We start from the raw sequence: 22,824 nt of genomic DNA, 5'->3' as shown, positions 1-22,824 counted from the left end.
CTGTTGTCATGAACGCAGTTCTCCGGCGGGTTCCACATCGATGATCCGATGGATGGACAACACCCGTTCAGTGTCCTTGGCGGGGTCGAACACCCGTACGCGTCCACCGGAGACGGATACAGGAACAACCGTTTCGGTGTTCGCATTCCCCAGGCTGTCCACCACGTTCATGGTGACGGCCTGCTTGAGCCGGATGGCAGTCTGCAGGGTCTCAAGCCCCAGCTGAGTGGATGCTTCGCCCGTTGCCTCGGCCGGGACGGCACGATGCTGCCGAAGAACCACAAGCTGCGCCTCGACGTCGTCGTCCGGCGGAGCCGTCCGGGGCGCCGTATAGACAGGCCGCGCGCTCCCCGGCACCGCTGTGGTCCGTTTGAAACGAACGACGGCGGGTTCGGCGTCCTGCACGGCGGGTGAGAGGCCCAGCTCGCGCAGGACACGGGCCGTTTCCCGGGGGCTGGCCGATGACGTGAGCACGGTAGGGGCAATGCGCACCAGGCTCAAAACGGAGGTCCGGGCTTCCTCCAGGAGCTCGGAAATGGCAGATTCATCGTCGCTTTGAATGAAGCTGGCACTGGTCCCGACGCGTAGCCGGCCATGCCGGGACGCAGTGTCCTGGATGAGGTACGCCAGAGGCTGGGGCACGTCCGTCGCCGAGTGCTCACGGAGGAAGGCCAGCAGCGATTCCGCATCCTGTCCGGCGTCGAGGGCCCTGCGGATGGTGGTGGCGGAGAACCGGTAGATCGACGCCGGACCCTGCCCTTCGGCGTCGGCCATCAGCTGCAGCGTCCCGCTCAGCTCCGGCGCCAGGTAACCTGGGGCGACGGCTGTCAGGTCAGCCTGCAGCAGGATGTGGTTCACAGCGGCCGGGAGGTGTTCGCCAAGGATGGTCATGGCTGTTTCCGGCTGGGAAGCGGCGATGGCAGAGCCCAGCTGGGTCAGTGCGCCGGAACCCATCAGGCCCAGCAATGCTGCCTCTTCGAGAATGCCGCGCACCAGGGAGCTGAAGCGCCGCGACATCCTCGGCTGGGCCCATTCGGCCCGCTGCAGGACTGCCCTGGCATCGAGCACAGGAGCCTTGCCGTCCGGAGCTGCCGCCTCGACTGTCAGCTCGTTAAGAATCTCAAGGACTCTTCGCCGGACCACCGGGGCATCGGGCCGCTGCGCCTCGGCAGACAAAGCGTTGATGGTGGTGCCGGCAGCGCCATGATGGGCAGCAGAGGACGAAGGACCCGTGAGCGGCTGCCCTACCAACGACGGGGCGCGCTCGCTGGCCAGCCAGGCATTGACCAGCCACAACCACTGCTCCTGCCGGGGCAAGGTGAGCCATTCCAGGGATGGCGGCTGGATCCAGGTGGAACTGTCCACATCGAGCCGCAGGAGACCGGACAAAGCACAAATCTCGAGCAGGACCGCGGTCTCGTGCACTCCCAGGCGGACCGACTCAGCAAGGCGCCTCAGCTCCCTCACGCCGACCCCGCCGCTCCTGAGCGTGGACAGGGGCTGCTCGCGAACCGCGAACAGGAGCTCATTGGTCAAGCGCAACGTTTCGGCGATGGCGCCCATGGCGGCATTGCGGCGTAGCGCCGCGCTGGTGTGGCCCAGTTCCGGTACCGGCGGCGACAAAGTGAAATCGTCAATGATCGCACCGCCGCGCAACGCAAGACCCACGCTGTGGGGCAGCTCCACGTGGCCGGCATCCAGGGGCACCAGCAGGCCGCGAGCCAACAGCCAATCGATAGGCCCGACGTCGTGGCTTTCGTGACTCACGGACGCCCGCCGTTGGGCCTGGGGTACTGCGCCCATGGCCCAGCTGCCGAACTTGTCCAACAGACCAACCGTCCGCTCCGGAGCGGTGGACAGGATGGCGCGGAGGTTCTCCGGAGTGGAGGTCCAGCGTTGGAGTGCCAGTGCGGCATCCATGGGCGTGCTGGCCGGATGGATTCCGGCACCGCTCTGGTGCAGTTCGGCCACCAGGTGGACTACCCGCTGGGCGAATGCCGGCTGCGTGCGGACAAGTTCCGTGTAGCTCCTGCCCAGCCCAGCCGGGTAGATACCGATCACGTCCTTGAGGCTGCCCACCGGGAGATAGAAGCGTTGTCGCGAGGTGGCTGGTGGCGAGCCTTGGGGTGGGTCCGCCCGGTGGATCAGGGCCAGCTCCTGCAGCTTGGCGAGGATCGGGTCCAGGGCAGAAAGAGTGGACCCGGCAATGACCTTCTTCAAACCGGCCGCCGAGATGCTGTGCCCGGTGTCTGCATTCGTGCACAGGTGCAGGGTTTCGAGAACCTGCATTTCCGGCTTGTTCAGCCGTTCCAGCGCCCGCTGGACGCTGACCCGGGCGCTTGCCCGTGCAGCCAACGCGGCGAAGTCCGGCGCCATGGGGGAGATGAGGTCCGGTCGCGCGGCAAACAAAGCCCGCAGCGAGTTGTCGCTGCGCGCTTCCAGTTCCTTGCTGAGCGCGCGAATAAGGGACATCAATCCAACGTTACCGCCCCCGGGCCGCTCCTGCCCGTCCCCGGCAGGATGGTGCTACTGCCGGCGGCGTTGACGGACGGAGTCGAGCACCAGGACCACCGCGAGCAGGAAGGCCACAGGCAAGCCGTAGAGGGCAGCGGACGTAACCCAGACGGGCGCGGCGCCGCCGTTGTAGGCCACCGCGATGACTGCGGCCACAGCGGCCAGGGAAAGGACGGTGATGGCAGCGGCGACCATGATGAGGGGGCGGCGGTAACCCGGGGAAGTCATGGCATCAACGCTAGCAGCAGCCTGACGGGAGTGGACGGGTCGCGCACATGACGCAGTACGTTGCCGGTGCAGGGCGGGACAAAGCGGGAATAGGGGGTCCGGCAGGATAACCTTGAAGGAACAGACCAACACGGACCGGGTTGTCACCCTCGATCCCGCAGCTATCTGCGGATGCGGTAGCGGCCCGGCGTGTCTCCCACGCAAGAACGAAGAAGGTTGATTACGTGCCTACCGGCAAGGTCAAGTGGTATGACAAGGAAAAGGGCTTCGGCTTCCTCGCGGCTGAAGACGGCCAGGAAGTCTTCCTGCCCAAGACGTCCCTGCCCGCGGGTGTAACCGAGCTGAAGGCCGGTACCCGGGTGGAGTTCGGCGTGGCGGACGGTCGCCGCGGTGCACAGGCACTGGGCCTTCGCGTGCTGGAAAAGACCCCGTCCATCGCCAAGGCCAAGCGCATGAACGCCAAGGACCTTGCCCCGATGGTGCAGGACCTGGTCACCGTCCTGGACAACCTGTCCGGTTCCCTGTCTTCGGGCAAGTACCCCGATGGCAACAAGGCCAAGGCCATCAGCATGGCGCTGCGCAAGGTTGCCGACGAGCTGGAAGCCTAGGACTGCCATGACCTCGGAATCCGCACAGGAAACTACGCCGGCCACGGATGCCCTGGGTAACACCGGGGCTGGTCCTCGTGGTGCCCGCACTCCTGCCACCGGCGAAGCTTCCTCGCGGAAGCCTGCGGCCGCCAAGCCACGCGCCGGTCTGCCCATCTGGCGCACCGGCAAGCCGGATGCATTCCTGGCTGCCGCCGTCGATACTGCCCGAAAGGCAGTAGAGGGCATCGCAAATCCGGGGGAGGTGGGGGCACACCTGGGCGCCAAGTCGGAAGGCGACCGGATAGTCACCCACCTGTTCGAGTCCAAACTCGCTGGCTATGGTGGCTGGCAGTGGTATGCCGTGGTGACGCGTAACTCGCGCTCCAAGATCGTCACGGTGAGCGAGCTCGGCCTGCTGCCGTCCGAGGATTCCATCCTGGCTCCGGAATGGGTGCCGTGGGCCAAGCGCGTCCGCCCCGAGGACGAAACTCCGTTGGTTGAGGAAACCGAGGGTGACGTCTCAGAGGAGTCCGTGCAGGCTGCCGAGGACGAGGCCATCGGCCCCTCCGAAAACGAGGACGACGACGAACCGGAAGACTCCGAGGCAGAGGACGCGGCCGGGGACACTGACGAAGCCGGGGCTGAATAGGCACTGCGGAAACACTTCGCCGCCGCCGGAAGTTTCGGCGTCGAAAGCGGCTTGGCCGCGCCGGCATTAAACGAGGGAGCCGCCCGGGAATAACCCGGGCGGCTCCGTCCAACTCAGCGGGTTACTTCTTCAGTTCACCCACGACGTAGTCGATGCTGGCCAGGAGGGCGGACACATCGTCCGGTTCGATGGCCACAAACGTGGCGATGCGCAGCTGGTTGCGGCCGAGCTTGCGGTAGGGCTCGGTGTCCACCACGCCGTTGGCCCGCAGGACCTTGGCGATGGTGGCGGCGTCGATCGAGTCGTCGAAGTCGATGGTCGCAATGACGTTGGAACGGTCCTCAGCCTTGGCGACGAACGGCGTGGCGTACTCGGATGCTTCGGCCCAGGAGTAGATGCGGCTGGCTGAATCGGCCGTGCGCTTGCTGGCGAAGTCCAAACCACCGTTGCTGTTCAGCCACTGCACCTGCGCGTCCAGGGTCACCAGAGTGGACAGGGACGGGGTGTTGTACGTCTGGTTCAGCTTGGAGTTGTCGATGGCGGTCTGCAGGTTCAGGAAGTCCGGAATCCAGCGGTCGCTTGCGTTGATGCGGGCGGCGCGCTCCAGCGCGGCGGGGGAGAACAGACCAAGCCACAGTCCGCCGTCGGACGCGAAGTTCTTCTGCGGTGCGAAGTAGTAAACGTCCGCCTCCGCTACATCCACGTCCAGGCCGCCGGCGGCGGAGGTCGCGTCCACCAGGACGAGCGAACCTTCGTCGGCGCCCGCGACGCGCTTTACGGGAGCGGCGACGCCGGTGGAGGTTTCGTTCTGCGGCCAGGCGTAGGTGTCGACTCCTGCTTCTGCCTGTGCCACGGGGCGGGTGCCCGGTTCTGCCTTGAGGACGGACGAGGCATCAAGGAACGGAGCCTTGTTGGTGGCGGCAGCAAACTTGGAACCGAATTCGCCGAAGGAGAGGTGCTGGGCCTTCTTCTCCACCAGGCCGAATGCGGCGACGTCCCAGAATGCGGTGGAACCGCCGACGCCGAGCACGACTTCATAGCCCTCAGGAGCACGGAAGAACTGGCTCAGGCCCTCGCGGACGGAACCCACCAGGTTCTTGACCGGGGCCTGGCGGTGGGAGGTGCCAAGGATGGTCCTGGAAGCAGCAGACAAGGCCTCGACTTGCTCCGGGCGGACCTTGGACGGTCCGGCACCGAAGCGGCCGTCCTTGGGCAGCAGGTCGGCGGGAATGGTGATGCTGTTGTCGCTCACGGTGGCTCCAATGTGTATCGGTCAAAGATGGGAGGTGGCAGGTGGCATCAACTGCCCCTTCGACTCCCCAATTCTGCCTGACGAGGCGTGCGCGCAGGAACCTGCGGTTGTCATAGTCCGCCACGTGGAACGCGGACCGACCGGATGCGACTGGAATGCGACAGGGACACCGCGGAAAATTATCCGGAGTAATTCCAAATAAGCTAAGCTGGGAGCTGGCGTTCATGGGCGGCGGTGGCACCGCTTGCCCCGGCATGGGACGCGGTACGGTGGAGATTACGCAAGAAAACTGCGTTCGAGGAGAGCTGAGCTGGATGACGGATCTGATCGATACCACTGAGATGTATCTTCGGACCATTTTGGAGCTTGAAGAAGAAAACATTGTGGCGCTCAGGGCCCGTATTGCCGAACGGCTGCGGCACTCCGGCCCCACAGTCTCGCAGACCATCGGCCGCATGGAGCGCGATGGCCTGGTGATCGTCTCGAACGACCGCCACCTGGAACTGACCGAGGTTGGACGTAAACGCGCCACCGAAGTCATGCGCAAGCACCGTTTGGCCGAGCGTCTCCTGGCCGATGTCATCGGTCTCGACTGGGCCTACGTGCACGATGAAGCGTGCCGCTGGGAGCACGTGATGAGCGAACGCGTCGAACGCCGCCTCTACGAACTCCTTGAACACCCCACCGAGTCTCCTTATGGCAATCCGATTCCCGGACTGGAAGCGCTGGGCGGCCTGACCGGCCAGCAGTTCCCCAGGATCGACGTCAACCTCCTCCAGGCCATGGACGGTTACGCTTCGGATTCACGCGTGGTCATCACGAGGCTGGCCGAGCCCATCCAGGTTGAGCCCGAACTCCTGACCCAGTTGGACGAGGGCGGGATCCGTCCCGGAGCGCCGGTGTCCCTTGAGCGGGTTGGCGAATACATCTCGGTCCGTGTGCCCGGTATCGAAGGCGCCTTGGAGCTTCCGCCGGAAGTTGCCGCGCACGTCTTCGTCTCCCTCAACTGACCAGCCGCCTCCCGGCGTCGAAAATTCACGTGTCAAACCTCACTTTCGCGCTGCCCGCGCGCGTGTGACCTGCACTTTTTTGGAAAGAGTGATAAGGGGCCGCCGCCGCGGGCGCGTTTTCTGTTGATAACGAATTTATTACCGAGGGTCTTAATCCCCTATAGTTATCTACTAGCGCTGATACCAAAGCGTTACCTGATCCGGAGCCGAGCTCTGCCAGCGGATTGGGTGAACCACCACCACTGGCAGAGGCGGGGGAACCACAAGCGGCTGTCTAAAGAAGCAGCCTTGGGGTGAAGTCCGCAGCAGAAGTGCCCACTTACGCAAGTCTCCCTTGGGATACCTGTGTGCCGTGAGTGCTTTGTGCGGACCGGGTCTTTGAACTCTCTGACCCGAATCCGACAGCTAACTTCGCAGGCTTTTGAGAGAGGAACAGAGTTTGACATCGCAGAACGTCAGGGGCCGCCGCCGCGCGTCCGGCCCCGCTACTGAGCTGCGGCCAGCCCGCGTTGTATCGGAGATCCGGCCGCGCGACACCGAACGCCAGGTGCGCCGCCGTAAGAGCCCGATGCGCCAGGTTGCCGACTTTGCCGCAGCAAGTGGCGTCGGGCAGAAGGCCGGAGTTGCGCTTGCCGCCACCGGCCTTGTCCTGACTGTCGGGCTGCCGGCTACCAGCCCCGTCATGGCCACCTCGGAATCGGGCCAGACCGAATCCGCCCTCGCCGTTGGCGGGCCCGTGGGAAGCCAGCCCGAGGTTTCCGCGGCCGCATCGGCCAAAATCGACTTCAGCCGCGCGGCCGTCGCCACCGCCGCCGACCCCGATGGAAAGCTGAAGCAACTACTCAGCGCCCAGTCCGCCGGCAGCATCCAGCGGGCTTCTTCCCTGGGAACCCTGGGCAGCCCCCTTGACTCCCTGGTCACGGCATCGCCCTTCGGTTACCGCGTCAGCCCCCTGACCGGTGGCACGGGTGACTTCCACCGCGGGCAGGACTTCGTGGCCCAGTGCGGCACGGCCGTTCATGCTGCAGCCGCAGGCAAAGTGACCTTTGCCGGATGGCACGAATACGGCGGAGGCAACCGCGTTGTGGTGGACCACGGGAATGGCCTGGAGACCACGTACAACCACCTGTCCTCGTTCAACGTCCAGGTGGGCCAGACGGTCAACCGTGGCGACACCGTCGCCCTCAGCGGCACCACAGGCGCCTCCACCGGCTGCCACCTCCACTTCGAGGTCCAGGTCAACGGCGAAGTCGTCGACCCCATGGGCTGGCTCTAAGCCACCTGATGGTCTTCTCTCGCATTGATGACACCTCTCGTGACCTGAATGTGACATTCGCTTTCAATTGTTATAACGTTCAGAGCGCATCGGCTTTTTAGGGGGCCGATGCACTTGAGTGGATTGCCTAGCTCTGCCACCACTCGGGGTCCGTTCGCAAAAATCGTCTGGCAGGGGCGGGGGAACCACTTTTGGTCTTCGAATGAAGGCCTTGGGGTTAAGTCGCAAAGCTTCCCAGGAAGCAAAGCGGCCGGATGACTCCCATCCGAATCCGACAGCTCACCTCGCAGGCATTGGGAGAGGCTACCTACGTGTCATCACGCACTACCCCTGCGCGCCACCGCGCTGAAACGGTTCGTTCGAACCCGTTGAACACTCTTTCGAAGGCTGTTTCATCCAACGCCGGTACCGTAGGCCGCCAGGCCGCCGTGCTGGCAGCAGCCTCAGGCCTCGTCCTTACTGTCGGGCTGCCGGCCAATGCCGCTGACACCGACGTCACCACCTCGGAAGTTTCCAGCACCCAGCAGCTGGCTGCCACCGCAGTGGTCACTGCAGAGCCGACAGCCACCGTTTCCTTCGAGAGCCCGGTCGTGGCCACCAAGGAAGCCCCCAAGGTCGTCCAGCGGGCAGCCCAGGTAACCGAGCGCACCACCGAGGACGCCACGGCAGTCACGGCCAAGTCCTCCGAAACCAAGGATTCTGCTGCAAGCGCGGCCGCTTCAGGGCTTGCCGCCATCGCCTACACCGGAATCGGCTCCCCGTACGTGTGGGGCGGCACCACCCCCAACGGTTGGGACTGCTCCGGCTTCACCCAGTGGGTCTACGCGCAGGCCGGCATCAGCATTCCCCGCGTGAACGCGTGGACGGCAATGAAGCCCACCAGCACGCCCCAGCCCGGTGACCTCGTCATGCAGAACGGCGGAGCCCACGTGGGCATCTACGTCGGCAACGGCATGATGATCAGCGCTTTGAACCCCAGCCAGGGCACCCTGCTGCATTCCGTGGCTTCCACGGGCACGTCTTCGTTCTTCACCCTCCGCTAAAGAAACCGATTCGGGGCTGGCTGACGTACCCCTGCCAGCCGGCCCACTACCCGCAGGTACCCCAACTGCCTGCGGATACGAAAGAGAAAAACAATGACCAGTGCAAACAAAGTTGCACGGCACCGCGCTGAGGCCCCCAAGACCAGCTCGCTTGCCGTGATCGCCAAGGCCGTCAGCGTCAACGCCGGTGGCGTCGGCCGCCAGGCGGCAGTCATCGCCGCAGCTTCAGGTTTGGTCCTGACCAGCGGTATCGCTGCCAACGCTGCAGAATCGAACGTGGACCGCGAGTCGACGGCGACCGCCGCGCTCGACGTCCAGTCGGTAGCCCAGGCCACGATTGCCGCAGACTCCACGGTCGCCATTTCCTATGAGCGCCCTGTTGTCACCACTGTTGAAGCTCCCGCTCCCGTAGTGGAAGAGGCTCCGGCAAAGGTTGAGGCCAAGGCGTCCACGGCCACGGCCACCAACGCCACGCTGGCAGTCAACGCCGCAACCCCGGCCCCTGCCGCTCCAGCAGCCTCCAGCGGACTTGGCGCAGCCATTGCTGCCGCCGCTTACGCGCAGCTCGGTGTGACGCAGGACTGCACCATGCTGGTCACCAACTCCCTTGCTGCTGTTGGCATCCACTTCCACGACTGGCCGGCCGGCTACCTCTCCCTGGGCCGCACCGTCAGCGCAGCGGAAGCACAGCCAGGCGACCTCGCCTACTACGCCAACGGCGGTCTGGCCGGACAGGCCCACATCGCTGTTTACGTCGGCAACGGCATGGCAGTCCACGGTGGATGGAACGGATCCACCACGGCACTGTTCAGCGTCAACGTCGGCTCCGGACCGGTTTTCATCCGCGTCAACGGCTAGTCATTGACTTCCAGAAACACCCCGCAGGCAGTTGCCGGCGGGGTGTTCTGCTTTAACCGCGCATGAATTTTTGCAGACACTGTGAGCGAATCGACAAATAAATTCGTTGATACGGCATATAAGTGCTTACCCTTGTGTTGTCGATCCACAGCCCGTACATGCAGAGGGCAGCCGGCCCTCGTGCCCCTGACGGGTGCGGCCGTGAAGAGGTACGTGCATGCGCACACTCGTTCTGAATGCTGGATATGAACCGCTGGCGGTTATTACCTTCCGCCGGGCGCTGGTCCTTGTGCTCACTGGGAAAGCTAGCGTAGTGGCCGAAGGCGACGAGCCTGTCGTCGGGCCACAGGAGATTCTTGGACGCCCCTCCGTGATCCTCCTTAACCGCTACATCCGTCCCAAGTACAACAGGATCACTGCCGTGAGCCGCCGTGGGGTTCTTCGCCGCGACGGCCACCGTTGCGCCTATTGCGGGAAAACAGCCCACACCATAGACCACGTCCACCCCAAATCCAGGGGAGGCGCGGATTCCTGGGAAAACCTGGTTGCGGCGTGCTTGAAATGCAATAACGCCAAGAGCGACCACACACTGGCCGAAATGGGATGGAAACTCCGTTTCAAACCCGGTGTGCCCCAGGGGACCATGTGGCAGATCAAAGAACTCGAGAAACCTGCGCCGGACTGGGACCCGTTCCTGTTGCCGGAATCCGCTGCCTGATCGATTTCTGCTGAGCTACGGCCGTCCGGGTACTCTGGGCGGATGGAGTTCAACGCCGTGATTCTGGCGGGTGGCAGGGCCACCCGCCTCGGCGGCGTGCCCAAGCCGTCATTGAAGTACGACGGCGGCACCCTCCTCTCGCGTGCCCTCCAGACAGTGCGGGGTGCCACCGCCGTGGTTGTGGTGGGCCCCGACGTTGACGGTGACCCCCTGCCGGAACCGGTCTTGGTCGCGCGCGAGGAGCCCGCCTTTGCCGGGCCGGCGGCGGCGATTGCTGCAGGATTGGCCGCCTTGAAAACAAGGCCGCCCTCTGAATGGACACTGGTTCTGGCCTGCGACATGCCCAAAGCCTCGGAGGGGCTCGCCCGGCTATTCGAGGCACTTGAAGCGAATTCCTCGGTAGAAGGGGTGATGGCGGTATCCGTTGATGGCCGAAAGCAGCCCCTGTTGGGGGTCTACAGTACGGCTGCCCTGGAACGGGAAGTGGACGCGGCCTCGCACGGTCCGGGGTTAACGGACTCACCAGTGTTCAAGCTGCTTGCTAGGCTGAACCTGCTGGACGTCGGCGTCCCGGCAGGGTCCACGGATGACGTGGATACGTGGGAAGACGCGGCGGCCCTGGGTATTGACTATGAGTTGGAGGCGAACGTGAAGAGCCAGGAAGAGACCCTCGAGGATTGGTGCCGCACGTTGCTGCAGGCTTTTGAGCTCGAGGGCGTGGAAGTGGACATCAACGAGGTACTGGCTGTGGCCGGAGTGGCCGCGCATTCCGTGGTCCGCCCGGCAGCCCCGCTCACTACCTTCATCGCCGGTTATGCCGCCGGCATGGCCCGTGGCATCGGCCAGGCCAGCGACGACGCCTCCATGAACGCAGCCTTGGACTTGGCCCGGAAAATAGCCAAGGAGTACTCGGAGACCGGGACTGACGCAGAATGACGGAGGCCCCGCGCGAGGGCCATCATGCGGCACACACATGGCAGGAAGCCCGGCAGCGCGCGTTCGACGTTGCCACGCCCATACCGGCGGGTCCGGTCCCGCTGAAGGCCGCGCTTGGCCGGACCTTGGCTGCAGACGCCTTGGCCGTTCAGGACATGCCGCATTACGCTTCCTCTGCCATGGACGGCTGGGCAGTCAACGGAAGCGGCCCATGGATCCTCAGCGGGCCCGGCCAGCGACTGGCGCCCCATCAGGCGAGCCCGATCTTCACCGGCGGCCTGATACCTCCCGGCGCCAAGGCTGTGCTGCGCAGCGAAAGTGGCGTCATCACCACGGACGACGACGGCCTGCCGCTTCTCGCGCTCGGCGGAACCGCCAAGCCGGGTGAGCCGCGCAACGGCCAACATATCCGTAAAGCGGCGGAAGAGGCCGCAGTGGGGGAGGTCCTGCTTAAGGCCGGAACCGTGGTAAATCCGGCACACATTGCCCTGGCTGCCCTCGCAGGCCTGGACCACCTGGACGCTGTGGGCAAACCCCTGGTCCGGTTCCTCTTGACCGGATCCGAGGTAGTGGAGCGCGGGGTTCCACAGGCTGGGCAAGTACGTGACACCTTCGGACCGCAATTGGGCCCAGTGGTTGAACTCCTGGGCGGCATAGCGGGGGAGCAGCTCCGGGTAGGCGACAGCTACGAGGAGTGGCTGGCCGCGCTCCAAGACACGGAACCGGCGCCTGGCGAACCGGACGCAGAAGCGGAGCCGCCTGCCGACGTCGTTATTACCACCGGGGGGACCGGCCGCTCCGGTACGGACCATTTCCGGAAGGCGGTGGCCGAACTTGGCGGCCGGCTGCTGATCGACGGCATCGCGATGCGGCCGGGGCACCCAGCCGTATTGGCAGAGTTGCCGGATGGCCGTTTCGTGGTGGGACTGCCGGGCAACCCGTTGGCGGCCATGATGGCCTTGTTCACCATCGGGGCACCTTTGCTTGCGGCGCTGGGGCACCGGCAGCTGGGCGAGGTGGGAGAGGTTCCCTGTGGCACCACCATCGACACGGAGCCCGGACGGACGCGGCTGATGCCGTTCAAGCTGGTGTACGGCCTGGCATCGCCGGCCCAGCATACGGGACCGGGCATGATGCGTGGGCTCGCCGGTGCGGACGGAGTGATGGTGGTTCCGCCGCATGGAGTCCAGCTGGGTGAACCTGTCCAGGCTTTCCCCTTGCCCTGGGGGAGGGCGTTGCCCGTGCCCAAATCCCCCGAGGACAAGCCCCGGAAAACGGCCGCGCGCCCGCAGCGGAAGCCGTCGTCGGGACCTGTGGACTGGAGCGGACTGGACGCCTGAGCGCGAGGCGGCTGCAGTGTTACTTGTGGCGAAAACCAGCGGCTGCAAGGTGCAATGATGGACTCATGAACAGGCATGCTCCCGAACAGGACATCAATGAAGATGACCTGCAGATCCACCCGCCCAAACGAGCCGCGGCAGGAGTCAAAGCCGTCACAGTGGCCCTCGAACGCGGATACGCCCAAGCCGGAGTAGCCCGCACTGTCCGTTCCATGCTGAGGGTCAACCAGCGTGATGGTTTCGACTGCCCGGGCTGCGCGTGGCCGGAGTCCATCACCGGACGGCGGAGCCCCGCGGAGTTCTGCGAGAACGGTGCCAAGGCCATCGCCGAAGAAAGCACTACGCGCACTGTTGGCTCACAATTTTGGGCCGACCACTCCATCGCCGAGCTTGAAGGCAAAACTGAATACTGGCTGGGAAGCCAGGGCCGCATCTCGGAGCCCGTGGTGATCCGGCCCGGGGACACGCACTATTCACCGATCAGCTGGACGGAAGCTTTCGCGCTGATCGGGGAACACATCAACGCCTCCACCCCGGATAAGTGCGTGTTCTACACCTCGGGCCGGACAGCCAACGAGACCGCCTTCATGTACCAGCTGTTCGCGCGCAGCCTGGGCACCAACAACCTGCCGGACTGTTCCAACATGTGCCATGAGTCCTCGGGAAGTGCGCTGAACCCCACCATCGGAATCGGCAAGGGCACCGTTTCCCTTGAGGACATCCACCACTCCCAGCTGGTGCTGGTGGTAGGCCAGAACCCGGGAACCAACCATCCGCGCATGTTGTCCGCCCTGCGCGACTGCAAAAACAACGGCGGCAAGGTGGTGGCCGTCAATCCTCTCCCTGAAGCGGGACTGCTGAACTTCAAGGACCCCCAGTCGCTCAATGGCGTGATCGGTGGCGGGACCACCATCGCCGACGAGTTCCTGCAGATCAAGGTCGGAGGTGACCTGGCGCTGTTCCAGGCACTTGGCCACCTGCTCCTGGAGGAAGAGAAACTCAACCCGGGGACCGTCGTCGACCATTCCTTTATCGAAAGCCAGACCGAAGGCTTTGACGCCTACCGGCAAGCGCGTTCGGTGCTGGACTGGGAGCAAACGGAACGGGCAACGGGCCTGTCGCGTGCAGAGATCACCAAGGTGGGCTCCATGATGGCGGCCTCCAAGGCCACCATCATCTGCTGGGCTCTCGGATTGACGCAGCAGCCGCACTCGGTGGACACACTCCGGGAGATCATCAACCTGCTGTTGCTGCAGGGCAACTTCGGCAAGCGCGGCGCCGGGGCTTGTCCGGTCCGGGGCCACTCGAATGTCCAGGGTGACCGGACCATGGGTATCTGGGAAAAGCCCAAGGAATCCTTCCTTGCCGCACTGGACAGGGAATTCGGCTTCTCCATGCCGCGGGACCACGGCTACGACTCAGTGGAAACCCAGCACGCCCTGGAAAAGGGCGAGGTGGATGTCTTTGTCTCCATGGGCGGAAACTTCGCAGCCGCAGGCTCGGATACTGCGGCGTTGGAAGAAGGCCTGAAAAAAGCGGGCCTGACCGTTCACATCTCCACCAAACCCAACCGTGCCCACATTGTCCATGGCAAGACCTCGCTGATCCTGCCAACCCTTGGCCGCACGGACATGGACGACAAACACCCCAAGGGCAAGCAGTTCCTCTCCGTGGAAGACTCCATGTCCGTCATCCACAAGACGCAGGGCCGGTTGGAACCGGTGTCCGAGCACCTGCTCAGTGAACCGGTGATCGTGGCCCGCATGGCGCAGGCAACCTTGGGCGGGAACCACAGCGTGGATTGGCGTGCCATGGCCGAGGATTATGACGTGATCCGGGACCACATTTCGCGCGTGATCCCCGGCTTTGAGGACTTCAACGCCCGCATCCGTACCAAGAACGGGTTCGTGCTGCCCAACCCGCCCCGGGATACCCGGACATTCGCCACGGACATCGGCAAGGGCCGCTTCTCCGTGCGGCCGCTGGAGTACCTGGAGGCTCCCGAGGGGCACCTGATCCTGCAGACGATGCGCAGCCATGACCAGTACAACACCACGTTCTACGGCTTGGATGACCGGTACCGGGGGGTCTCGGACGGACGTCGCGTCATTCTGGTCCACCCAGAGGACCTGACGGAACTCGGATTCCAGGATCGCGAACTGGTGGACGTTGTTTCCACGTTCTCCGGGTCGGAGCGGCGGGCCAACAAGTTCCGGCTTATCGGGTATCCAACGGCCAAGGGATGCGCCGCGGCGTACTTCCCCGAGGCAAATGCGTTGGTGCACCGGGAGCTCGTGGCCCGGGAGTCCAACACCCCCGGGTATAAGGCCATGACTGTTCGATTTGTGAGGCACGAGGAGGTCGGTTCCTGACATGGGACGTGTGACGCAGCGCCGCAAGGTGCACAAGTTTGTCCTGGATGGCTCGCCCCAGGCATTGGAGCATCCAGTCCGCTTCAAGGAAGACGTCCTGGCGGTGGAGGAGCCCCTGGAAATCCGGCTCGGCGACATGTCGTTTTCGGTGACCATGAGGACCCCGGGGGACGACTTTGACCTGGTGGCGGGGTTCCTTGTCTCTGAGGGCATCATCTGGGAGCCTTCCCAGCTGATTTCAGAGCGTTTTTGCTCGGGGGAGGACGAGAATGGGGTACAGACTTTCAACGTCGTGGATGCCCAGCTCCGCCCCGATGTCGTTCGCCCTGACACGGGCAGGAATGTCTACACCTCCAGTTCGTGCGGCATCTGTGGCACGGATTCCATCGAGGCCGTCCGTAAGTCGTCACACCACAGCCCCAACGAAGACGACGTCACCCTTCCCGTGGCTGCCCTCGCCGCGCTGCCTGACCGCCTCCGTGAGGCGCAGGCCGTCTTCGACAAGACCGGCGGTGTCCATGCTGCCGGACTTTTCAAAATTCACGACGACGGCAGCACCGAACTGCTCTGCCTCCGGGAAGACGTCGGCCGGCATAACGCGGTGGACAAGGTGGTGGGCTGGGCCTTGCGCTCCGGCAAGCTGCCCCTGCGCGGTACGGTACTCCAGGTTTCGGGGCGGGCATCTTTTGAGCTGGTGCAGAAAGCTGCCATGGCCGGAATCCCGGTGCTGGCTGCCGTCAGCGCGCCCTCCAGCCTGGCGGCAGAGCTGGCTGCGGAATCCGGCATCACGCTGGTTGGCTTCAGCCGGGGCGCGAGCCTGAATGTGTACGCCGGCCGCGAAAGGATCGTGGAGCAGGGGGCATAGTGTTGCTCGTGCAAGCGATATCCTCAGGTCACTTGGCTATTGACCGTGAACGCCGTAGATTTTATCCATCGATTGGAAACGCGGCGACAACCACGACGCCGTCCTCGCCCGGCACGCCGGCGCCCGGTCATCAAGCCTTGCCACCCAGTCACCGCCAAAAGGGGAATTAATTGCACGACGACCGCCGGATCACTGAACAGCGTCTCGATCGATTCGTTCGGGACCGCATTCTTCCGGCCATTTACGGCAGGGCAATACCGCTGCAACTGAGCAGTTGGGATGCTCCGGGCGAGCCCGTCCCTGCCGCAGAAGCGATGCGCCAGCTGTTCACTCCGCAGGAGCCGGGCGCGCCATGGGGCAAGGCATGGAGCACCAAGTGGTTGCGCCTGCAGGGTGAGGTTCCGCAGGACTGGGGCATGTCCGATTCCACGGCCGTGGAGATCATCGTGGACCTCGGTTTCAACAGCGACGTCCCCGGGTTCCAGTGCGAGGGAACCGCCTGGCGGGCCGATGGCAGCATCATCAAGGCTATTTCTCCCCGGAACTACCACGTCCCCCTCAAGCTTCTGGGTGGCGGGCTCTCGGTCGATTTCTATGTGGAGGCCGCGGCCAACCCGGATGTCGCGCAGGGCTGGTCCTTTGCCCCAACGCCGCTGGGGGACAAGGCTACTTCGGGAGACGAGCCGCGCTATCGCCTTGGCCGCATAGCCATTGCCGAACTGAACGAAACCGTCTGGGAGCTCAACCAGGACATCTGGACCCTCAGCGGCTTGATGCATGAACTGCCCATGGAACTGCCGCGGCGCCACGAGATTCTCCGTTCACTCGAGCGCATGCTGGACATCATGGACCCGGACGACGTCGCGGGAACCGCCGCCGCCGGCCGCGAAGCACTGCGGGAGGTCCTGGCCCGACCCGCGTACGCCTCCGCCCACGAACTCCTGGCTACAGGCCATGCCCACATCGATTCCGCCTGGCTCTGGCCGGTCCGTGAAACCATCCGCAAGTGCGCCAGGACCTTCTCCAACGTGGTGGCACTCATGGATGAGGACCCGGAGTTTGTCTTTTCTTGCTCTTCCGCGCAGCAAATGGCGTGGATGAAGGAATTCTTCCCGGAGCTTTTCGTCCGCATCCGGGAAAAGGTCAAGGCCGGCCAGTTCGTGCCCGTCGGCGGTATGTGGGTGGAATCGGACACCAACATGCCCGGCGGGGAAGCCATGGCACGCCAGTTCGTGGAAGGCAAGAGCTTCTTCCTCAAAGAGTTCGACATCGAATGCGAGGAAGCCTGGCTCCCGGATTCCTTCGGCTACTCGGGGGCCATCCCGCAGATCGTCAAGGAAGCCGGTTCGCGATGGTTCCTGACCCAGAAAATCTCGTGGAACAAAGTCAATCGCATGCCCCATCACACGTTCACGTGGGAGGGCATCGACGGCACCCGCTTGTTCACGCACTTCCCGCCGGTGGATACGTACAACGCTGAGCTTCACGGCCGGGAACTGGCGCATGCGGAGCGAAACTACCGCGATCACGGCCGGGGCACGATGTCGTTGGTGCCGTTCGGATATGGCGACGGCGGTGGCGGACCCACGCGCGAAATGGTGGCTGCCGCACACCGAACCGCAGACCTGGAAGGCTCGCCGAAGGTCCGTATGGGCACAGCCAGGGACTTTTTCACCAAGGCTGAGGCCGAGTACAGCAACCTTCCTGTCTGGGTGGGGGAGATGTACTTGGAGATGCACCGAGGGACATACACCAGCCAAGCCAAGACCAAGCAGGGAAACCGGCGCAGCGAGCACCTGCTGCGTGAGGCAGAGTTGTGGTGCTCCACTGCGGCGGTCCGCCTTGGCAGCGACTACACGTATCCCCGGGACGAATTGAAGCGGTTGTGGCAGCTGGTGCTCCTGCAGCAGTTCCATGACATCCTTCCGGGCAGTTCCATCGCGTGGGTCCACCAGGATGCCGAGCGGAACTACGAGGCAATCTCCCGCGAGCTCGAGCAGATCATTGCGCAGGCAGCACACGCGCTGGTGGGGGAGGGCAGTACCGAATTCCTCCTGAACGCCGCTCCGCATCAGCGCAGCGGGGTTCCTGCCTTGGGCGTCGCCGAGACCAGCCAGCCCGGGTCCGGCGTCCAGGTGGAGCACTCCGAAGGCGGTTTCGTGGTGGACAACGGACTGATCCGGGTTGTGGTGAATGCGAACGGCCTCCTGACCTCCGTTATGGACCACGCCAGCGGCAGGGAGGCTATCGCCCCCGGGCAGGCCGGCAACCTGCTTGAGCTGTTCCGTGACACTCCCAACGAGTGGGATGCCTGGGACATCGAGGAGTTCTACCGCCGCAACGTCACCCCGTTGACCGAAGCGGAAGCCATCGATCTCGAGCGGACCGCGGCCGGCGTCGTCGTGCTGATTAAGCGCACGGTGGGCGCATCGACCATCACCCAGCGCCTGACGCTCGACGCCGGAGCAACCTCCCTGGGGATCGCCACCACGGTCGATTGGCAGGAACGCGAGAAGATGCTCAAGATCGCCTTCCCGCTGGATGTCCGCGCCGACCGCTCCGCCTCGGAGACGCAGTTCGGCCACGTGTTCCGGCCCACCCACACCAATACGTCCTGGGAAGCGGCGAAGTTCGAAATCTGTGCCCACCGGTGGATCCACGTTGCTGAACCGGGCTACGGCGTAGCCATCAGCAACGCCTCCAGCTACGGACACGACGTCACCAGGGCGGTCCGCCAGGACGGTGGAACGACGACGACGGTCCGCACCTCGCTGCTGCGCTCGGCCCGTTTCCCGGATCCGGAAGCGGATCGGGGCGAACACACCCTGGAGTTGTCCATCAGGCCGGGGGCGGCGATAGCCGACGCCGTGGAGGAGGGGTACCGGACCAACCTCAAGCCGCGTTTTGTCTCCGGCGGGCACGGTGTCGATCCGTTGGTTTCGGTGTCCAACCCGGGAATTGTGGTGGAGGCTGTGAAACTGGCCGGAGACGGCTCCGGTGATGTTGTGGTGAGGCTCTACGAATCCCTGGGAGAGCGCTCAGCTGCCCTGGTGAAGCCCGGCTTTGACGCTACGGGTGCCACTGCTACGGACCTGTTGGAACGCGTCACGGAGACTCCCGGGGTCACCGTGCAGGACGATTCCACCGTCAGCCTGGTGCTCCGCCCGTTCCAGTTGGTTACGCTGCGCTTCGCGCGATAGCGCCAGGATACGGGCGGACGTCACCAGCTCAGACGTCGTGCTGGAGCCGCTTCACGAAGAGCTTGGTCCGCTCCTGCCGGGGCGCCCGCAGCACCTCGGCAGCCGGGCCCCGTTCGACCACAACGCCGCCATCCATGAAGATGACCTCGTCCGCCACGTGCTGGGCGAACGCGAGCTCGTGGGTCACGATCACCATGGTCCAGCCTTCTTCCGCCAGCTCCTTGATGACACCCAGGACATCGCCCACCAGCTCGGGATCCAGGGCTGATGTGGGCTCGTCGAACAACAGGAGCTGGGGTTTCAGGGCCAGCGCCCGGACGATGCCCACGCGCTGCTGTTGGCCGCCGGAGAGCTCGAAGGGATAAGCGTCGCGTTTGTCAGCCAGACCCACACGCTCCAGCAGGCGCTCGGCCTCGGCGATGGCTTCGGCCTTGGGGCGCTTCTGGACCTGAACAGGCCCCTCGATGATGTTCTTGAGCACCGTCATGTGCGGGAACAGGTTGTAGTGCTGGAAAACCATGGCGCTGCGGTCGCGCAGTGCGGCGATGTCCCTCTTGCCCACCTTGGTCCCGAAATTGATGGCAAGACCGCGTGAGGTATCGCTGCCCCCGAAGGTGACCGTACCGCCGTCGGGAATTTCCAAGCCGTTGAGCGAGCGCAGGACCGTGGTTTTTCCTGAGCCGGAGGGCCCGATCAGGGCCACTACTTGTCCACGGCGGATATCGATGTCGATGTCCCGCAAAACGGTGTTGCTGCCGAAGGACTTGGCGAGGTTCCGTGCCTCCAGGACCATGTTCGACGGATCAGTGGGCGACATAGCGGTCCAATCTCCTTTCCACCGCGGACTGCGCTGTGGAAAGGACCAGGCAGATGACCCAGTAGACCAGGGCTGCCTGCAGGTACAGGGCCATGAACTCCTGGCTGAAAGCAGCGATCTGCTGGGCATTCCGGAACAGTTCGGTGACCAGGATCAGTGATGCAAGGGACGTGTCCTTCACCAGTGAGATGAAGGTGTTGGACAACGGAGGAACGGAGACCCGGGCAGCCTGCGGGAGGATGATCCGCACCAGGGTCTGCCGGTTGGACATGCCGATGGTGTGCCCGGCTTCCCACTGCCCCTTGGGCACGGACAGGATGGCGGCCCGGATGATCTCAGCCGCGTAACCGCCCACGTTCAAGGAGAACGCGATGACCGCACTGGGCCAGGGATCAAGCTTTACTCCAACGCTGGGCAGGCCGTAGAAGATCACGAAAAGCTGCACCAACAGGGGAGTTCCGCGAATGATTGACACATAGAAACGGCCGATTCCCGAGAGCACGACGTTGGGACTCAACCGCAGCAAGGCCACGAACAAGGCAAGCACCAGCCCGAAGGCGAAGGACATCAGAGTGAGCGGAATGGTTCCGGTCACGGCCCCGGTGATGAGCGGCCCGAAGGAACTCCAGACGAGGTCCCAGTTCATCTATTTGGTGACGTCCGCGCCGAAGTACTTGTCCGAGATCTTCGCCAGCGTTCCGTCCGCACGGAGGTCTTCCAAAGCCTTGTCCACGGCCTTGGTGAGCTCAGTGGAGCCCTTGCGGAAGACCAACGCGCTTTCTGTCTTGTCCGGCGCCTCTGCCGCGACCTTCAGGCCCGAGTCGGGAGTGGTCTTGGCATAGTCCAGGTAGGTGAGTTTGTCGTTCACCGTGGCGTCGACGCGTCCCTGCTGGACCAAGGTGACGGACTGCGCCCAGCCTTCAACGGCCTGGACATTGGCGCCGGCTTCAACGGCCATCTTGTAGAAGTTGCTGGTCAGGGACTGCGCGGTGGTCTTGCCCTTGAGGTCGGCGAAGCTGTTGATGCTGGAGTTGTCCGACTTGGTGACCACTACGCCGGTGGAGATGGTGTAGGGGCTGGAGAACTCGTACTTGGCCTTGCGCTCATCGTTGATGGAGATCTGGTTGGCGATGGTGTCGAAGCGCTTGGAATCGAGGCCCGCGAAGATGCCGTCGAACTGGGTCTCCTGGAAGGACGCTTTGACGCCGAGCTTTTCGGCCACAGCCTTGGCGATCTCGACGTCGAATCCGGTGAGGTCGCCTGCGCCCTCGGCATGGAAGCTGAACGGGCGGTAGGTACCCTCGGTGGCGATGACCAATTCGCCCTTGGACTTCACGTCGGACAGGGACGTGTCCCCGCCGGACTGCGCCGGTGCTGATCCTCCGCCGCAGGCCGAAAGGGCAAGGGCAGCGGAAGCCAGGGTGGCGGCAAGGACGGATCGACGGGTGCGGAGGCTGTTCATGGAGCCATCTTAGTCACGCGAGGGGAACGGTTCTGCGGTGGACACCTATGCCGGGCGAATGTGGCGTTAAAAAGGCTGAGTGGGGGCGGTCCCCAACAGCCCGCCACCACTCATCCCCCCAATTGTGCTCACGTGGGCGCCACATCCACCGGAAACCCGTTCTCTGATTCCGGTGTCAGGCTGCAGCCGCATTCACACATTCATGATTGTGCCACGATCTAATGGTTTTGTGAAAGTCTTACGCCGAGAGACGTCGTTTGCGACGTGCGAAGGCCTTCGAGAACCAGATTCCGGCCAATCCGATGCACGTAGACAGAGCTGCAGAGTAGTTGATCAAGACGCGCAACCAGGCCTCCGAAAAGGGGATGAGCGGAAAGAGCTGGGACAGCAAAAGGAGCGACAAACCCAGGAGCAGCAAGCCCGAAGCCACGCGCAGAAGCACCGGGGCCTGGCTCACCACCGTGCGCCAAATGGCCGGTAGCAGGCAGGCGGCGACGAACCCCGGATAAAAGCGGCCCATGAACGCGTAGGCCTCCAAGGACGGTCCCCACACCAGCCCGCTCATTCCCGCCGACGAGCCACGCGTGTCCGTAATGAGGAAAAAGTAGATGGTCAGGGCACCCACAATCGCGGCCACGGTGATGCCAATCGGGCCACGGATGGCCCGCAGAGCGGACTCCGACCCGAAAGCCGTGGCGATCTTGATGCCCATGAAGAAGAACGTGGCATACAGCAGGAAGCGCAGGATCAGGTTGCCGATGTTCATCCCGCCCAACCAACCATCAATCACCAGGTAGGGAGCTTCGATGCTGATGAAGATACTGAGAGAGATCAACGAAAAAATGTAGAACACCACACGGTTCTCCCCGCGCAGCGCGCTGGGTATCCGTGCGACAGTGATCGCAAGGCAAACTACCAGCGTGACCCAGGGCAGGACAGCCGTCATCCGAGGTTCTCCCAAATTCTTTCAGTACGTTCGTGGTCTTGTTCCTGTCGGCGAAGAGTCTTGCCCAACGCCATAAGCCGTTCACCGGCAAGGGTCACCAGTGCACTTTGGCTCATCCGGTCCAAAGCGTCGCGGCGGGCATTGGGAGCCCATCCGGCCTCGGCTTCCGTGATGAGTCCCCCTGCCACCAAGCCTCCCGCCGGGCCGACGCCGGCCGCACGCGAGGTGGCGATCGCCAGTTCCGGTGGAAGCCGGTTGGCTGTCAGATGGGCGGAGAAATTCTGGGGAGCGATGCCCGTGGTGCCGCTGACCCGGTGCCGCAGCTCGCCGTCGTCGATCGCGTCCACCCAGTTGCGCACCGACGTAGGGTGCGGCGGTTCCGAAAGGGGAGCGGCGGGACCGGAACCGGGCTCGCTGCGTTCGACCACAGCGCGCAAAAGGTCGATGGTGGCGACCTGGCTCACCAGCTCGCAGGGGGTGGGTGGCACGGGGTCGCCGCGGAGATCGGAGTACAGGTCAAAGGTGGACAGTGCCTGCACGGGGTTGATGTTGAAGCCCCGGCTGATGCTCACCAGCGTGGATTCGGCCACCTTGCCGCGGACCAGTTGCTGGGCCAAGGTTGTCCTCTTGATGCCGGCGATCCTGCAAACGTCCGCCGTGCTGGCATCGGGCGCAACGCCATGAAGCCAGCGCTGGAACGCCTTGGACTGTAGGGGCATGGGGAACTCTCTGTGATGTAACGCGAAGC

Annotated in this window: 20 protein-coding genes and 2 riboswitches; of the genes, 12 read left to right on the top strand and 8 right to left on the bottom strand. The window is 64.1% G+C overall.

Annotated features, from left to right (window positions below; translation table 11 throughout):
• Positions 1-6: 6 nt before the first annotated feature.
• Together ACFVSI_RS18605 and ACFVSI_RS18600 are read right to left on the bottom strand one after the other, a co-directional pair.
• On the bottom strand, positions 7-2,472 hold the full coding sequence (locus ACFVSI_RS18605) for a helicase-associated domain-containing protein (protein ID WP_387826909.1): 2,466 nt from the start codon (positions 2,470-2,472) through the stop codon (positions 7-9).
• 54 nt (positions 2,473-2,526) lie between these two features.
• The gene (locus ACFVSI_RS18600) at positions 2,527-2,742 is read right to left on the bottom strand and encodes a hypothetical protein (protein ID WP_387826907.1); all 216 of its coding nucleotides are present in this window, start codon (positions 2,740-2,742) and stop codon (positions 2,527-2,529) included.
• A gap of 224 nt (positions 2,743-2,966) precedes the next feature.
• On the opposite strand from ACFVSI_RS18600, the gene ACFVSI_RS18595 reads away from it, so the two are divergent.
• Together ACFVSI_RS18595 and ACFVSI_RS18590 are read left to right on the top strand one after the other, a co-directional pair.
• On the top strand, positions 2,967-3,350 hold the full coding sequence (locus ACFVSI_RS18595; protein WP_090820714.1) for a cold-shock protein: 384 nt from the start codon (positions 2,967-2,969) through the stop codon (positions 3,348-3,350).
• Positions 3,351-3,357: 7 nt separating this feature from the next.
• A complete protein-coding gene (locus ACFVSI_RS18590) occupies positions 3,358-3,981 on the top strand; it encodes a DUF3027 domain-containing protein (protein WP_387826903.1) in 624 nt (207 codons plus the stop codon).
• A 121-nt stretch (positions 3,982-4,102) separates the two neighbouring features.
• Here the strand turns inward: ACFVSI_RS18590 and serC are convergent, their stop codons facing one another.
• The gene (serC, locus tag ACFVSI_RS18585) at positions 4,103-5,233 is read right to left on the bottom strand and encodes a phosphoserine transaminase (protein ID WP_262277567.1); all 1,131 of its coding nucleotides are present in this window, start codon (positions 5,231-5,233) and stop codon (positions 4,103-4,105) included.
• A 314-nt stretch (positions 5,234-5,547) separates the two neighbouring features.
• On the opposite strand from serC, the gene ACFVSI_RS18580 reads away from it, so the two are divergent.
• The 10 genes from ACFVSI_RS18580 (at position 5,548) to ACFVSI_RS18535 (ending at position 18,851) form a co-directional block, all read left to right on the top strand.
• Complete coding sequence (locus ACFVSI_RS18580; protein WP_274262668.1) at positions 5,548-6,243, top strand: metal-dependent transcriptional regulator; 696 nt, start codon at positions 5,548-5,550, stop codon at positions 6,241-6,243.
• A 194-nt stretch (positions 6,244-6,437) separates the two neighbouring features.
• Positions 6,438-6,678: riboswitch (cyclic di-AMP (ydaO/yuaA leader) on the top strand.
• A 4-nt stretch (positions 6,679-6,682) separates the two neighbouring features.
• A complete protein-coding gene (locus ACFVSI_RS18575) occupies positions 6,683-7,519 on the top strand; it encodes a M23 family metallopeptidase (protein ID WP_144662691.1) in 837 nt (278 codons plus the stop codon).
• 124 nt (positions 7,520-7,643) lie between these two features.
• A riboswitch (cyclic di-AMP (ydaO/yuaA leader) is annotated at positions 7,644-7,826 on the top strand.
• Between the two features lie 4 nt (positions 7,827-7,830).
• Positions 7,831-8,562 (top strand): C40 family peptidase, encoded by a 732-nt coding sequence (locus tag ACFVSI_RS18570; RefSeq protein ID WP_387826898.1) that lies wholly within the window; start codon positions 7,831-7,833, stop codon positions 8,560-8,562.
• Positions 8,563-8,655: 93 nt separating this feature from the next.
• Complete coding sequence (locus ACFVSI_RS18565; RefSeq protein ID WP_387826895.1) at positions 8,656-9,420, top strand: NlpC/P60 family protein; 765 nt, start codon at positions 8,656-8,658, stop codon at positions 9,418-9,420.
• Positions 9,421-9,637: 217 nt separating this feature from the next.
• Entirely contained in the window at positions 9,638-10,138 is a 501-nt protein-coding gene (locus tag ACFVSI_RS18560) for an HNH endonuclease (RefSeq protein WP_144662688.1), read from the top strand.
• 42 nt (positions 10,139-10,180) lie between these two features.
• Entirely contained in the window at positions 10,181-11,074 is an 894-nt protein-coding gene (locus tag ACFVSI_RS18555; protein ID WP_387826892.1) for an NTP transferase domain-containing protein, read from the top strand.
• Positions 11,071-12,414, top strand: coding sequence for a molybdopterin molybdotransferase MoeA (locus ACFVSI_RS18550; RefSeq protein WP_387826889.1), 1,344 nt, complete (start codon positions 11,071-11,073; stop codon positions 12,412-12,414). Before ACFVSI_RS18555 ends, ACFVSI_RS18550 begins: the two co-directional genes overlap by 4 nt.
• A 65-nt stretch (positions 12,415-12,479) precedes the next feature.
• Positions 12,480-14,786 (top strand): FdhF/YdeP family oxidoreductase, encoded by a 2,307-nt coding sequence (locus ACFVSI_RS18545; RefSeq protein ID WP_387826886.1) that lies wholly within the window; start codon positions 12,480-12,482, stop codon positions 14,784-14,786.
• A gap of 1 nt (position 14,787) precedes the next feature.
• A complete protein-coding gene (gene fdhD / locus ACFVSI_RS18540; protein WP_387826883.1) occupies positions 14,788-15,651 on the top strand; it encodes a formate dehydrogenase accessory sulfurtransferase FdhD in 864 nt (287 codons plus the stop codon).
• Positions 15,652-15,821: 170 nt separating this feature from the next.
• Positions 15,822-18,851, top strand: a complete 3,030-nt coding sequence (locus ACFVSI_RS18535; RefSeq protein ID WP_387826878.1) for an alpha-mannosidase — start codon at positions 15,822-15,824, stop codon at positions 18,849-18,851.
• 28 nt (positions 18,852-18,879) lie between these two features.
• Here ACFVSI_RS18535 and ACFVSI_RS18530 read toward each other — a convergent pair whose 3' ends face one another.
• The 5 genes from ACFVSI_RS18530 to ACFVSI_RS18510 all read right to left on the bottom strand — a co-directional run bounded on the left by ACFVSI_RS18530 (position 18,880) and on the right by ACFVSI_RS18510 (position 22,795).
• On the bottom strand, positions 18,880-19,668 hold the full coding sequence (locus ACFVSI_RS18530; protein WP_387826875.1) for an amino acid ABC transporter ATP-binding protein: 789 nt from the start codon (positions 19,666-19,668) through the stop codon (positions 18,880-18,882).
• A complete protein-coding gene (locus tag ACFVSI_RS18525) occupies positions 19,655-20,314 on the bottom strand; it encodes an amino acid ABC transporter permease (RefSeq protein WP_387826872.1) in 660 nt (219 codons plus the stop codon). Before ACFVSI_RS18525 ends, ACFVSI_RS18530 begins: the two co-directional genes overlap by 14 nt.
• Positions 20,315-21,130: an amino acid ABC transporter substrate-binding protein gene (locus ACFVSI_RS18520; RefSeq protein WP_144662678.1), complete on the bottom strand. Its 816-nt coding sequence runs from the start codon at positions 21,128-21,130 to the stop codon at positions 20,315-20,317.
• Positions 21,131-21,368: 238 nt separating this feature from the next.
• Complete coding sequence (locus tag ACFVSI_RS18515; protein ID WP_387826869.1) at positions 21,369-22,076, bottom strand: hypothetical protein; 708 nt, start codon at positions 22,074-22,076, stop codon at positions 21,369-21,371.
• The gene (locus ACFVSI_RS18510) at positions 22,073-22,795 is read right to left on the bottom strand and encodes a hypothetical protein (RefSeq protein WP_387826866.1); all 723 of its coding nucleotides are present in this window, start codon (positions 22,793-22,795) and stop codon (positions 22,073-22,075) included. The genes ACFVSI_RS18515 and ACFVSI_RS18510 overlap by 4 nt, the downstream gene beginning before the upstream one ends.
• Positions 22,796-22,824 lie beyond the last annotated feature (29 nt).

Source organism: Paenarthrobacter sp. NPDC057981, from assembly GCF_042886835.1.
In the GTDB taxonomy this organism is placed as follows: Bacteria; Actinomycetota; Actinomycetes; order Actinomycetales; family Micrococcaceae; genus Arthrobacter.
The sequence above is the reverse complement of the archived record's forward strand: the minus strand, read 5'-3'. Positions and strand labels throughout refer to the sequence as shown.